Source organism: Rhodococcus sp. T9N, from assembly GCF_024436645.1.
GTDB classification, from domain to species: Bacteria; Actinomycetota; Actinomycetes; order Mycobacteriales; family Mycobacteriaceae; genus Rhodococcus_F; species Rhodococcus_F qingshengii.
The window spans coordinates 55,197-67,360 of record NZ_JAMSKS010000024.1; the positions used below are offsets into that span (position 1 = coordinate 55,197).

Annotated in this window: 11 protein-coding genes and 1 tRNA gene; 4 read left to right on the plus strand and 8 right to left on the minus strand. The window is 60.3% G+C overall.

Features of this window, described 5'->3' with window-relative positions:
• Positions 1 to 38: 38 nt before the first annotated feature.
• From M1L53_RS28390 to M1L53_RS28405, 4 genes are all read right to left on the minus strand, one after another.
• A complete protein-coding gene (locus M1L53_RS28390; RefSeq protein ID WP_007726499.1) occupies positions 39 to 500 on the minus strand; it encodes an Hsp20/alpha crystallin family protein in 462 nt (153 codons plus the stop codon).
• Positions 501 to 686: 186 nt separating this feature from the next.
• Entirely contained in the window at positions 687 to 1,571 is an 885-nt protein-coding gene (locus M1L53_RS28395; protein ID WP_042452347.1) for an MBL fold metallo-hydrolase, read from the minus strand.
• 137 nt (positions 1,572 to 1,708) lie between these two features.
• Positions 1,709 to 2,962, minus strand: coding sequence for a wax ester/triacylglycerol synthase domain-containing protein (locus M1L53_RS28400; RefSeq protein ID WP_054187574.1), 1,254 nt, complete (start codon positions 2,960 to 2,962; stop codon positions 1,709 to 1,711).
• Positions 2,963 to 3,008: 46 nt separating this feature from the next.
• Complete coding sequence (locus M1L53_RS28405) at positions 3,009 to 4,304, minus strand: hypothetical protein (protein WP_198165733.1); 1,296 nt, start codon at positions 4,302 to 4,304, stop codon at positions 3,009 to 3,011.
• Between the two features lie 551 nt (positions 4,305 to 4,855).
• On the opposite strand from M1L53_RS28405, the gene M1L53_RS28410 reads away from it, so the two are divergent.
• Both M1L53_RS28410 and M1L53_RS28415 read left to right on the plus strand, forming a co-directional pair.
• Entirely contained in the window at positions 4,856 to 5,473 is a 618-nt protein-coding gene (locus M1L53_RS28410) for a hypothetical protein (protein WP_007726510.1), read from the plus strand.
• A gap of 200 nt (positions 5,474 to 5,673) precedes the next feature.
• Positions 5,674 to 6,165 carry an FBP domain-containing protein gene (locus M1L53_RS28415; RefSeq protein ID WP_007726512.1) on the plus strand — a complete coding sequence of 164 codons (492 nt, stop codon included), beginning with the start codon at positions 5,674 to 5,676 and terminating at the stop codon, positions 6,163 to 6,165.
• A 149-nt stretch (positions 6,166 to 6,314) separates the two neighbouring features.
• Here the strand turns inward: M1L53_RS28415 and M1L53_RS28420 are convergent, their stop codons facing one another.
• The 4 genes from M1L53_RS28420 to M1L53_RS28435 form a co-directional block, all read right to left on the minus strand.
• The gene (locus tag M1L53_RS28420) at positions 6,315 to 7,055 is read right to left on the minus strand and encodes a hypothetical protein (RefSeq protein ID WP_054187573.1); all 741 of its coding nucleotides are present in this window, start codon (positions 7,053 to 7,055) and stop codon (positions 6,315 to 6,317) included.
• Positions 7,052 to 7,987, minus strand: coding sequence for an ABC transporter ATP-binding protein (locus M1L53_RS28425; RefSeq protein ID WP_054187572.1), 936 nt, complete (start codon positions 7,985 to 7,987; stop codon positions 7,052 to 7,054). Before M1L53_RS28425 ends, M1L53_RS28420 begins: the two co-directional genes overlap by 4 nt.
• Positions 7,984 to 8,346 carry a GntR family transcriptional regulator gene (locus M1L53_RS28430; protein ID WP_007726518.1) on the minus strand — a complete coding sequence of 121 codons (363 nt, stop codon included), beginning with the start codon at positions 8,344 to 8,346 and terminating at the stop codon, positions 7,984 to 7,986. Before M1L53_RS28430 ends, M1L53_RS28425 begins: the two co-directional genes overlap by 4 nt.
• 2,554 nt (positions 8,347 to 10,900) lie before the next feature.
• A tRNA-Gly gene (locus M1L53_RS28435) sits at positions 10,901 to 10,974 on the minus strand.
• Between the two features lie 305 nt (positions 10,975 to 11,279).
• Here M1L53_RS28435 and dcd point away from each other — a divergent pair.
• Positions 11,280 to 11,849 (plus strand): dCTP deaminase, encoded by a 570-nt coding sequence (gene dcd, locus M1L53_RS28440; protein WP_003943702.1) that lies wholly within the window; start codon positions 11,280 to 11,282, stop codon positions 11,847 to 11,849.
• Between the two features lie 25 nt (positions 11,850 to 11,874).
• Positions 11,875 to 12,159, plus strand: a complete 285-nt coding sequence (locus M1L53_RS28445; protein WP_054187570.1) for a hypothetical protein — start codon at positions 11,875 to 11,877, stop codon at positions 12,157 to 12,159.
• The last annotated feature ends 5 nt before the right edge of the window (positions 12,160 to 12,164 follow it).

The following is a 12,164-nucleotide window of genomic DNA, read 5'->3' on the forward strand; positions in this document are numbered from 1 at the left end:
GGCTCTCGTACAGTCGATTTCGTGCCAAGCCGTTCAGGTCAGGCTTCGATCTGTCCTTGGGTTTTCACCTCGGAGTTTGCGGTGCGGGACGGCGGTCCCGACGAGATTTCGATCCGCCGCGGTTTCGCCTTCTCTGCGATCGGCAAGGTCACGGTCAACACGCCGTTGTCGTATGAGGCGACGATCCGTTCGGAATCGATGTCCTCACTGATGGACAGCTGCCTTCTGTATGTTCCTGTGAAACGCTCACCGGCCAGCCACGTCACTCCCTCTTCGGAAATGGCGCTGCGGTGCGCGGTCAGGGTGAGGGTCGAGCCGTCTACCTGTACGTCCACTGATCCTGGGTCGACGCCGGGAAGATCGGCGTGAAGGACGTAGTGGTCATCGATCTTGTAGAGGTCCATCGGCATGAAGCGTGGACTTCGGCTGCTGCCGGTTCCGGTGGCAAGCAGGGACTTGGTGATCGCGTCGATGTCGGTGAAAGGATCGAAACGAAGCACAGCAACACACCTCCCGTATCGTCTAAGAAAGGTCACCGTCACCTCGACGGCGACCGAACTTACTGTGCGAGAACATGATAACCAGCCAAACTGGCACTCTGCAACCTTGAGTGCCAGATTTTTTCGGTGAACTTCGGTCCGATTTTCGGAAGTATCCGAAATGGCGCGATCAGTTCGCCAGGGATGTCAGAGGGTCCGGCGAAACACCTTGTCTTCGTCGACTGTGACGGCACCGGATGCGATGAGTCGTTCGAGGTGTAGCTGAGCTGTCCGTCGTTCGACGGCGTCGACGTACGGTGCCGATACGTGGGGGCGGTAGACGAGTCGATGAGCGACTATGTCTTCCAAGAGTTTTGGTTCGCCGAGGAATTGGATGAGACGGTCTTCGCGGCTCAGTAATTTGTCGCGGTATGCGGACAACCGGCGACGGAACTCGTCGCTGCCCTCGACCACGCCCTTCTGATGGAATGTTCCGTACCAGCGTGCGTCGATCGTTGCGACGTGGTCGATGGAGTCGAGGAAGTCGTTGACGCTGCTACCCAGGTCGCCGTACATCGGGCCGAAGGAGGTGAGGTCGATGTCGGCGACGTAGAAGAAGCCGTCGGGTTCAACGAGGACCCCGCAGTGTCCGCGGGTGTGCCCTGGCAAATGAATGACTGTCGCAGTGCGGTCGCCGAGGTCGAAGACGTGGCCGCCCGCGATCCCCGACACGTTCTCGTGGGTCGGGGGTATGCCGTATTGCGTAGCAATCGACTGCTGGACCTCGACTCGTTCGTTCGGAGGAAGGCCGTAATTGGTGAGCATCGTGTCGAGGGATGCGACTGCGGGTGCGTCGAGATGGTGCGCATAGGCCGGGGTGTCGAAATGGCGTAGTCCGGCGATGTGGTCCTCGTGCCCGTGGCTGACGAATACGAGGTCTGCGCCGACGGGGTCGCGGTCGAGGGAGAGCGAAGGGTCGATGACGAGCGTGCTTTCAGATCCGTGCACTACCACGGTGTTCCCGTAGGGGACGGCACCACCGTTCTCAGGAACCAGTACCGAGACCTTGCCGAATTCTGCAGGTGTGAACATCTTTCGCCTTCCTCGTGACGATCGTGTCGTGACGACACCGGCTTGCAGGCTCGAATCAGTGGAGATGTTGTCGAGACGTCTCGACAGTATCCGTTGCCCAAGCGGCGAGGTGCATCGGATAGTGGCAGTAGATCCAGTCAGTGTGCAGTGCCGGCTATTTCGTCGAGAGTCCGTTCGACGGCTCGGGCGATCTTGCTTGCAGGTGGGAGATGCTCGGCATCGGCCTGGATTCCGATCCAGAATGTGTCGTTGTAGGACGCTGCGGTGAAGCCGACGCGGACATTGCCCGCCAACGGGCCCAGAGGCCAGAGTTCGACTAGCGCTGCCCCGTCGAGCGTGAGCGGGCCGCGCGGTCCATGGACGTTGGACACGACTGCACCGATCATGTGCTGCCGCTTTGCGAGCTTGTCGAAAATGCCGGCGATACGCGGTGACCGAAAGGTTGTTCCCGCAGCGCGTGCGGAAGGTTTGGCCGCAGCGGTTTGCTTCGCGACGATCGCGACTGTGCGTTGTGGGTCGGTTTCACGAAGTGGAAGGTCGATGATCATGAACCCGACGGCATTGCGTGCGCTACCGATCGCTGTGACTGCGACGGGTACCGATACCGCAATCGACTTGGGGATGGGCTCGCCGCATTCTTGGAGGATGAATCGTAGTCCGCCGCCCACCGCAACGAGATAGGCATCGTTCAAAGTGCCTCCCGCTTGCTGCGCGGCATGCTCGATCAGCGAGGTGCGGACGTTGACGGACGAGATCGATCTCGTGGGACCAATGGCGCCCAGTAACACCCGTGATCGGATTGGCCGGTGCAGGAAAGTACCGATTCGAAATCGGAGGAGGTCGAGGGAACCGGCGGCCTTCGGAGGGATGTTCGGCACGGGAGCGCCCGGGTCGGTACTTTTCGAATCAGGTGAGGCGAACAAGCGCTCGAAAAGGTCGCTGGCTCTGGCGCCGTCGAGAACCGCGTGATGCACTCGGATCACAATGCCGCACAGACCCGGTCGAGCTGCAGGAACGAAGGCGATGTGCCACAACGGTCGGGTGGTGTCGAGGGGTTGCATCACGAGTCGACCACAGACGGATTCGAAGTCGGGTTCTGTAGGCCCGCGTTCGTCAAGCGAGAGATGGAGGTCGAAGTCGATGTCGTTTTCCGTCCACCACCATGACCCGTTCCGCATGATCGGTCGCTGCCGCAGTAACGGCTCCTGCGCGATGTGAGCGGCGAGGGTGCGGTGAAGTCGCATTAGATCAGGTCGACCGTCTCGATCGACGAAGCCACCAGGAGCGAGCAGTCCGGCAATAGTGACCAGGTAGGGCTGGACGTGCACACCGAGCTGGAAGCTCGCAGCGTCGACGGGTGATATCGGCACGTCGGGTGTGGTGTCGACCATCTGCTGAGCCTAATCGAGGCGACACGGTGGACGGCGATGGTTTCGGCTAGCGGATCACCAAGTCGTGGTCGGTGGCGCTGAGCGTGATCGCGGCAATGGGGTTTCCGCGCATCCAGTCCTGCACGAACGCGTCCAGAGCGGGGTTCGATGCCCGATCCGCGTACGCGTCCGACGGGATCTCGATTGCCCCGACGAGGTGGCGCGGATCGGCATCGAGGCCGGATGCGCGGGGAGCCATCCGTAGTCCGTCGGCGGTGTGCAGGACGACCGGAAGAACCGTGCCATCCGGTGCAGTCACGGTCGCGGTCCGCGTGGTGGCGACCGGGTCGAGATGGTCCACGTCCAGTCGGTATCCGGACGGTTGTGCGTGCTGGCCGATCGCGTCGAGCAGACGCGGATCCACCACAGAGTACGGAAACCCGATGTCGATCAGAGCCTGACCGTCGATGGCACCGTCGCGGGCGGGCAGGGTCGTGGACAAGTGCCAGGGGGCAGCGGGGGACAGGGTATCCGTCGACCGGTCTGTCGGCGCGTTTTCGATCAGTGTGCCGAGGAGGGACGCGCCGGTCGGCGTGAACTCCCAGGCATCCCCGACGAGATCCTTGTGCCAGAAGCCGGATTCGGCGCCGCGGAGACCCTCGACGCGCAACTCCCGCCGGTTCGGGCCGGGACCGAGTGAGTGCACACTGATCGCGGATGTGACTTCACCGGGAATTTTGGGCTGGTGCACCCAGTCTGGGGCCGGAAGTCGGATCGCGGCGGTGCTGCGGTCGAGTGTTTCGGCCACGAGGTTGGGTGCCGACGGCTTGTCCGACTGATCTTCCCAGCTGTAGCGGAAGAAGATCGAGTCCGATCCCGAAGAATCGAAATCAAATGTGCGGGTGTATATGTCGCCGTACTTGTTCATCACGAAAGTGGTTGATCCGGCCGCCGACAGCGAGTCCGCCTGGAATCGCCCGCCGAGCGGGCCGCCGATCTCGTAGCTGTCGTCGTTGGGCAGCCACGGGTCCGCGTAGGTTATCCGGCTGCCGTCCCCGGTCAACGTGGGGATCATCGTCATCTTGGCGAGTCCGACGAAGTGAATCCGTCCTGCGACGTCGGTGAAAGTTTGGTTGTCCCAAGGCGACGAGACGCTCAGTGCCCACCCGTTCGGGTGGTCTCCGGGGAGTTGTCGGCCGGGACCGCTCCACAGCGGTGCGCCCCATGCCGAGGTCCAATTCCACACCAGCGGATCCTGGGATGCGTTGTCCATCGTGTAGATCCAGCCGTTGTCGTCGACCGCGACGAGTTCGTCGTCGTCCAGTGATATCCCGACCAGTCGTCCACGCAGGCACTCGGGCATCGGCACGAAACGCCACGGTTGAGCCGTTGATGCGCCTGTCTCTCGCGGCCGAGCGAGTAAGTCGTGGTCGACTAGCGCGAAGTCCCAGAAACGATTGAATTGCGTAGTTGGCGTGCGGATCTGGACCGAGCTGGGGGCGGTTGAACCGGTGAATGTCGGTAGGTTTGCCAACCCGACTCGACCTCCACTGGAGGGCGCACCTGGTGGCAGTTGGGCGGTTCCGAATGATATGCAACTGGCCGGCCCAGGTTCGGTGGGCGCGGCAGCGGCGAGGGGAGTGGACCACAGGAGGGCGGCGGAGAGTAGGACGCCGACGCTCAGCAGTCGCGGTCGGTGCGGGTGCGAAACTCCACTCGCGGTCTCGTTCACCGTCCGATTGTCGCATGATCGGCACGTTGAATCTGCGAATTGTGAGGTTTGTCCATCTGTGTCGGTTGCGGCGAGAGTGCCGATCGCTGCGTTGGTTGTTGTGAGTGGAACGAGAGTGCGTGTACTGCAAAGGTATTCGCCGTGTAGCTGAGTTTGCCATGACCTGCAGATACGGTGGGGTGATGAGAAGGCCGAAGTCGCTGGGTGAATGGTTGGTAGCTGACCCTCCGGAGTCGTCCAAGCCACCGGGGCCGATTCTTTTGGCATTCACCGTTGTTCCGCTCATTGCGTTGGTCTGCCGGCATTACGGTTGGTGGCCTTCGCCGTTCGGGGAGTACAGATGGTTGGATCCCTTCCTCGTCAGCGCCGCGGCTCTGCTCATCTTGATCGTGGTCGGTCTGGTGTGGGCGATCCGCACCCTCTATGCCCTTGGCCAGGACCGGCGGTGGTCGTGGTGGATTCTGTCCTCCCCGATCGCCGTCATCGCTGCAGTAGCTCTGGTGTTGTTGATGCCGCCGGCAACTTTCCTCGACAAGAGCGGAGAGTTCGAGACCATCGCGATTGGTCTTTTGGAGCAGCCTGAATCGACCGTGGAAGAGCTCGAGATCGGCCAGTTCGATATCAGTAGTGCCCATGTCGTGCGGCCGGATGAGGTCTACTTCATCGACAACGACAGCATGTTCATCACCTCGAGTGGGTGGGTGTACTCGCCCAGCGGCCCACCATCGGGGTTCGATGATTTCTCCGCAACTCACCTCGGCGGACCTTGGTACGAGTTCACGGCGGTATGGCGTGACTGATAAATCGAGTGGCCTGTAACGCAGGCCTGTAGCTACCATCGCGGTGTGGATACGTACACGGTGACGCCCCATGGGCGTGAGGGGGTTGTCGGCGTCGTCTTCGCCGGCGACAGATAGCGCATTTCGGACCCGACAGCACTTGGTGCTGATCGGGCCATGAGCTGTACCCACCTTCACCGAGCCACGATTGGTATACACCCATGATCATTTTGACCGATACATCTATTCGTTCCAGCCTCGTCAACGCGAGTCGTAAGGAGAAGTCCGATCTCACCCTGCCGGACGGCTTCGGCACCATCGACTTCGACGCTCTCGACTACCTGGGCTGGCGAGATCCGAAAATGGGCCGACGCGCCTACGCGATCGTCCCGACACTCGACGGGGAGACCATCGGAGTCTTGCTCGTTCAAGCCGAGGCCACTCCGCGATCGCGCGCCCAGTGCTCCTGGTGCCGCGACACGCGACTCCCCAACGAGGTCGTCTTCTACGGCGCCAAGTTGGCCGGGCCCGCCGGTCGACGTGGCAGCACGGTCGGAACACTGATCTGCCGAGACTTCCAGTGCTCGTCCAATGTTCGTAACGACCCCCCGCTCCCGTATGCCGGCTACGATGCCGCCGCTGCGCGCCAGAACCGGAAAGATGAACTGGTGCTGCGGGCTTCGAGTTTTGTCGAGCGGGTGGCTCGGCAGTAGAGCGGACCAAATCGGGGACGAGATAGCACCCTGTTGCGACGTTCGTCCCCCTTTCCTGACTCAGGGAGGGGGACGAGCTGTCTAGACGGGTTTGATCCGACGAGCACTTCGAGACGACGCGACATGTGGCGTCGCACATGATTGCGCGGTCACGGCGTTGCTCGACGCAACGTCGCCCAGGCTCCGGCGATGCACGCGATGGCAAGGGCCAGAGGGAGTAGTGCCATCGGTACCACTCGGGGAGTATCGACAAACCACGAACCGATCGCCGGCCACCACTCAGCCCAGGTGATCGCGATCGCTGACAAGCCGAGCAAGCCGAAAAGCCCGGTGAGGGAGGCGAGTAGACCGGTGATCCTCCACCGCTGGTAGATAGCACCTGCCAGCATTGCGATCGAACTGGTCAGCAGCAGCGTCGCGAACAGTGCGAGCAACTGTACGGCGGTGTTGTCGGTGAAATAGCGTGCGATGCCGAACATGCGCATGTGCACACCCCAGCCGTTGGTGGCGGACTCCAGCACGGACAGCAGTTGCAGCGCGATTGCGAAGACTGCGGACTGTGCCAGCGCCATAACCGTGGTGGCAGTGAAGAACTCGCGGCGAGTCACGCTCAGTCCGAGCGCGAATGGGAACGTCTGCGTCATCGACTGGAGGTAGAACGCCAGCACGAAACCGTAGACCGAGAACACACTGCCGGTGAATCCTTCACCCTCCTCGTTCCCGACGATCGCGTAGATAGTGAAGCTGATCAGGAACGAGATCAACAGGATGCCCACCGGCCAGGCGATCAGCAACGGCCACGCGACCGTGTGCAGTTGTAGGACGGCACCGATCCTGGACCGAGCGGGCGTCTTCGGGACCGTCCGTGGCTCTGTCGTTGCGATACTCATACGGTGATCTCCTTGCGCTGCGTCGAAGTCGCGATGACAAGTTCCTGCAAAGATGCCGGTTCCACTTGGACTCCTGCCTCCCGCAGTCGGTTTCGCTCGGTCTCTGTCACATCGGCCTGCAACATGATTCGGCTGTGGGCGCCCAGTGTCTCCCGGCGCAGGACCCCGCCGGACGCAGCAACGGCATCCACCGCATCAATGGGACCGGATACCAGCACGGCGCGACCTCGCAGTGCGTCCGCGTCCTCGTCGACGACAATCCGGCCGCTGTCTACGACAATCACGTGCTCGAGCAGATTGGCTACCTCGTCGATCAGGTGAGTCGAAAGCACCACAGTGCGAGGATGTTCGGCGTAGTCCGCAAGCAGGCGATCGTAGAACAGTTGGCGTGCAACGGCATCGAGACCGAGATACGGCTCGTCGAAAAGCGTCAGGGGCGCGCGGGAGGCGAGTCCGATGATCACCCCCAATGCCGACCGCATGCCGCGTGAAAGCTTCTTCACCTTGCGACAGAGGGGAAGTTGGAAGTCGTCGAGCAGTGTCTCGGCGAACGCGTGGTCCCAATTCGGGAGTAGATGGCCGGCGGCGACGAGTACGTGCTTGACCTTGAGGTCTTCGGGGTACGTCTGGCTTTCCTTGACGAAGCACACGTTTGCCAGGACGTCGGCATTCTCGAAAGGGGCGGCCCCGAAAACTTCGACGTCGCCGCTGGTGTGCAGGTCCTGCCCGGTCAGTATCTGCATGATCGTCGTCTTGCCTGCGCCGTTACGGCCGAGTAGGCCGTAGATCTTGTTGCGGCTGATCTCGAACGAGACGTCCGCGAGCGCGTCGACATCCCCGTACTTTCTGTCCACGGAGCGCATCGAGGCGACAAGTTCAGTTTCGTCGAAACGCCTGACTCGGGGCTCGGTCGTTGTCGTGCTTGCGTTCATCGGTCCGCCTTCCTGTCGTCCAGCATGGATTTGAGTTCGCCGAGGGAAATCTGGAGCCGGTCGGCCTCCGCGACCAGCGGCTCGATGTACTGGCGCGCGAACGCTTCTCGGCGTCTGAACCTGAGTGCGTCGCGGGCACCGACCGTGACGAACATTCCGATTCCCCGTTTCTTGTAGAGGATCCCCTCGCCTACGAGCTGATTGAGGCCCTTGGCTGCCGTCGCCGGATTGATTCGGTGGAACGCCGCCAGTTCGTTGGTTGAGGGCACCTGCCCGTCTTCCGGCAGGGAGCCGTCGATGATCGAGCCTTCGATCTGCTCGGCGATCTGCTGGAACAGTGGTCGTCCGTCGTCGATCACGATGATCGATGCCCGATGTTCACTGGTTCATTACTCATGTAATGAACCATAGAACGTCGTGGGGCATGTTGGCAATGAGATCGCGGAATCTGGCACCGATGACTTGGGTCTCCGAGCGCTGCCTATCGGGACATTCATCGCAGAGGCTGATGGAACAGCTTGGATGCAGACCAGCTACGACTTCCAGATCCCGGGGCGTTGCGCACAGGCATTGAGCTTCTGCGGAACCATGGAACCGCCGATCTAGGTGGTCGACCACGGGACGGGGCACCTTCGGGTGGCCGGTAGTTATTGCCTCAATGAATTCGGCCACCTCATCGAAGACGGCAACTATGTCGCGGGGGTCATTCTGCATGGACGTTGTAGATGGGAGTTCGCTATGCGTTGACGCAAACACCAGTCAGCATCGGCAGTTCGCCACCCAACGTGAAGCCGGCGAAACCAGAAGCCGCGGCTTCGGGGCGTAACCCGCAGTCGTAGAACAGAAGCCGGACCGCACGCCGCGGTCGGGCCCCTTTTCGTCAACCCAAAGACGGAGTCGTATCCACCGCAAGTAGGGACTTAGCGCCCCGTTTTGGTGTTTCTGTACTGATTTGCAATCCCGATACGTACGCTTCCGGCCAGGGAATCGGACACTCGACCAGCAGGGGTATCTATGCCGAATGTGACAGTGAAATTCGGGGGTTCAGACCCGGAAACAGCAGACCTCGCACGCCGGGCACTGCAACCAGTACTAGACAGCATCTACCGCACATACCGCAGGAAACCGCTCCCATTCGTCGAAGCCGCACTTAGACGCGCAGGTCGAGGAAGCTTCTCACAAGCAGGAATTGAGCGATTCGCCGACTACATTTCAAGAGGAGACCGACCGATTCTCACCACATAGCGGCCGCTCGTGATCGGGCCGAAGACCGAAGCGCTTCCACCGGCTACCTGTTCGACGACCTAAATTGGTCAGTGCCAACTAGGTACAGGTCCATCGTGGTCAACATCAACATCAAGAGACAGCGCCCGCCCGCGTCCGAGATCGGTAGCTTGCCTCACCGTGGCAAGGGCACTCGAGCCAGCAGACGTATTCGATCAAACGGAGCTGAGAAGGCTGATTCAGCAGATGCACATTAATCGACCTCTGTGTGAATTCTGCTCACGGTGCGCACTCGCGTGATCAAACCAGTCGGCGCTGTGACATTCGGTTGCTGATCCTATTCGGGGCGGCCTCGACCGACTATTTGGGACCTGTCAAACATACGCTCCCCTTCCTGGCCAGGTAGGGGAGCTTATGTTTGTGACCACCGCACGATCCACGCATCTTCTGATATGCAGGTTTCAGGCAGAGCTGAAAATGTCATCCACATGCGGTCGGCCGATCTTCTCTACAAGTCGGGAGCGGTTAGTGGCCCTGCGCCTTCTAATGAGAGGGGGATCGTGGAACCGTTCGCCATCGCCACGATCACGTTGACGATAGCAAAGAGGACATTATCCATTTGAATTCACCTCCTCGCTCCGTCTAGGGCCCGGCAGTATTCGCTACTGCATACAGGGCAGATGTCCTGCTATCGAAATTGAGACCTGCAATGTAAGCGGCGAGCCTGGACCGAATGAGGTGACTGTCCTGATATATCCGAGGCCATTCGAGGAGTTGTAGTCCACCAACCAAGATCCACCAGAAGCACCTGCGCCAAAGTTGCCCGGTTTGGCAGTTGCGTGAGAAGCCGTAGTTCCGAACGTCATAACCAGGGAAGACGCTGCGATGCTTGCGGGGAATGAGGTTTCGACTCTGGACACTTACGGCCTTCTATCGAATTGGGGCCAGTCTGCCGGTTTCTAAAGATCTTCGGGAAGGTAGCGCGACGCTAATGTGACGGTCCTCGAAACTGGGGTATTTTTTCGAGCTTTATCCGGCTCTCCGGATTCGGAGTGTATGAGTTGATCCACGGATGATCCGAGCAGGCACAAGATGTAGGTTGGTGAGGGTTTAAATGTGCAGACCGATGGCGTGCGTTGGGACTTACGGTCAGCGCTGTCCGGTACTGAGGAAGAATACGTACTTGATGCTTTTCGAAGGTGATTTTTTGACGCACTTGGGTCCTTTCACAGCTGTGATTGTGAGAAGACCTGCATTCGTGCGTGAGTTGTGGTCCTCGGCGTATGGGTGCGCTACGGCAGATCGTTTTTGCAATATTCAACTGACAAGCTGCGCGGAGTCCGAGCGGAGACAGTTTCCAAACCCATTTGTTGGTAGTCGCGCTCGAATCACTGATGGACGGCAAACGAACCGAGGTACCGGCGACCATCGGCTTCGAGGTCGACAGCACTCTCCTGACAGTGCGCGCAATGGACACCGATTCAGGCCGGGGGACGACCAGTCGGACTGCATCGATGAACTGCAGAATTCCGAGACGCGGTCCTCTAGCACCCCCATTTTCGTTGGATTCACATTGACTGATCACTGAATGGAGGGGGTTGTGTACCTGCCGTGTACCTGTCACAGGATTGGGTCCCAAACAAGCGAAGTTCGACTGCCCCAAAAGGGCTCTGAACTGCGGAGAATCTGTGGAGCCGATGACGGGAATCGAACCCGCGTATTCAGCTTGGGAAGCTGATGTTCTACCATTGAACTACATCGGCGTCGCAGCCGACCGGACGTGTTTTCACCGCCGATCAACGTGCTTTCCGAACATTATCAGACGAGCTTTCAAGCGGCGGTGTCCCCGGGCGCCATTGATCAACACAGGCGTGTCGAAGTCGGCGCCTTCGGTAAATGATTTGCCCAAAATTTTTGCGCAGGAACACCTTTCGGGATGGAGAACTTGAGATAGGTGGGGCTGGGCTCTCCCGTGGGAGTCCAGAACCCGCGCATCGTGTTCGGTAACCACAGTGTGATCGCCCCGGCGATGGGCCGGCACTGCCCGCAGAACCGGTAACCTCTACCTGTGCTGCTCTCCGATCGTGACATCCGTGCCGAAATCTCCGTTGGACGTCTGGGTATCGACCCTTTCGACGATTCCATGGTGCAACCGTCGAGCGTCGACGTGCGCCTCGACGGTCTTTTTCGGGTTTTCAACAACACGCGGTACACGCACATCGACCCGGCACTGCGCCAGGACGAGCTGACCAGCCTGGTCGAACCGGCAGAGGGCGAGCCGTTTGTACTGCATCCCGGCGAGTTCGTTCTCGGTTCGACTCTCGAAGTGTGCTCACTGCCGAACGACCTGGCCGGCCGTCTCGAAGGTAAGTCGAGCCTCGGGCGCCTGGGCCTTTTGACGCACTCCACCGCCGGTTTCATCGACCCGGGTTTCAGCGGCCACATCACACTGGAGCTGTCCAACGTCGCAAACCTGCCGATCACGCTCTGGCCGGGAATGAAGATCGGACAGCTCTGCCTGCTCAAGCTCTCGAGCGCTGCAGAGTTCCCCTACGGAAGCTCCGAAGCCGGATCCAAATACCAGGGCCAGCGCGGCCCGACACCGTCGAAGGCGTACCTGAACTTCAACCGCGGCTGAACGAACGAACTTCGGGGGGAGTCGCATGATCGGAATTTTCTACGGTCTGGTTTTCATGAACTTGTTGTTCGTGACCAGCACCGTGTGTTTGATGAAGCCGTCCAAAGCCAGTGTTGTTGTGACCGTCTGTGCAGGGGTGGCGTGGCTGTTCTTCAATGGACCGCTGGAAGGTCAGGTCTTGTGGTCGTTGAACAGAGAACACGGTCTGACGGTCTCGGATCTGATGTCGCTTGTTGCCTTCGGCATCGCCGCTCGTGGTTGGAATCAGGTTCGCAAAGCCCGTGAAACCGTCGGCGCAGATCGTTTCTGACCTGC

Excerpts from the sequence above, each read along its gene's own strand:
- M1L53_RS28395 (WP_042452347.1), bottom strand. The coding sequence starts at position 1,571 with ATGTTCACACCTGCAGAATTCGGCAAGGTCTCGGTACTGGTTCCTGAG.
- M1L53_RS28400 (WP_054187574.1), bottom strand. The coding sequence starts at position 2,962 with ATGGTCGACACCACACCCGACGTGCCGATATCACCCGTCGACGCTGCG.
- M1L53_RS28405 (WP_198165733.1), bottom strand. The coding sequence starts at position 4,304 with ATGCCCGAGTGCCTGCGTGGACGACTGGTCGGGATATCACTGGACGAC.
- M1L53_RS28410 (WP_007726510.1), top strand. The coding sequence starts at position 4,856 with ATGAGAAGGCCGAAGTCGCTGGGTGAATGGTTGGTAGCTGACCCTCCG.
- M1L53_RS28415 (WP_007726512.1), top strand. The coding sequence starts at position 5,674 with ATGATCATTTTGACCGATACATCTATTCGTTCCAGCCTCGTCAACGCG.
- M1L53_RS28420 (WP_054187573.1), bottom strand. The coding sequence starts at position 7,055 with ATGAGTATCGCAACGACAGAGCCACGGACGGTCCCGAAGACGCCCGCT.
- M1L53_RS28425 (WP_054187572.1), bottom strand. The coding sequence starts at position 7,987 with ATGAACGCAAGCACGACAACGACCGAGCCCCGAGTCAGGCGTTTCGAC.
- M1L53_RS28445 (WP_054187570.1), top strand. The coding sequence starts at position 11,875 with ATGATCGGAATTTTCTACGGTCTGGTTTTCATGAACTTGTTGTTCGTG.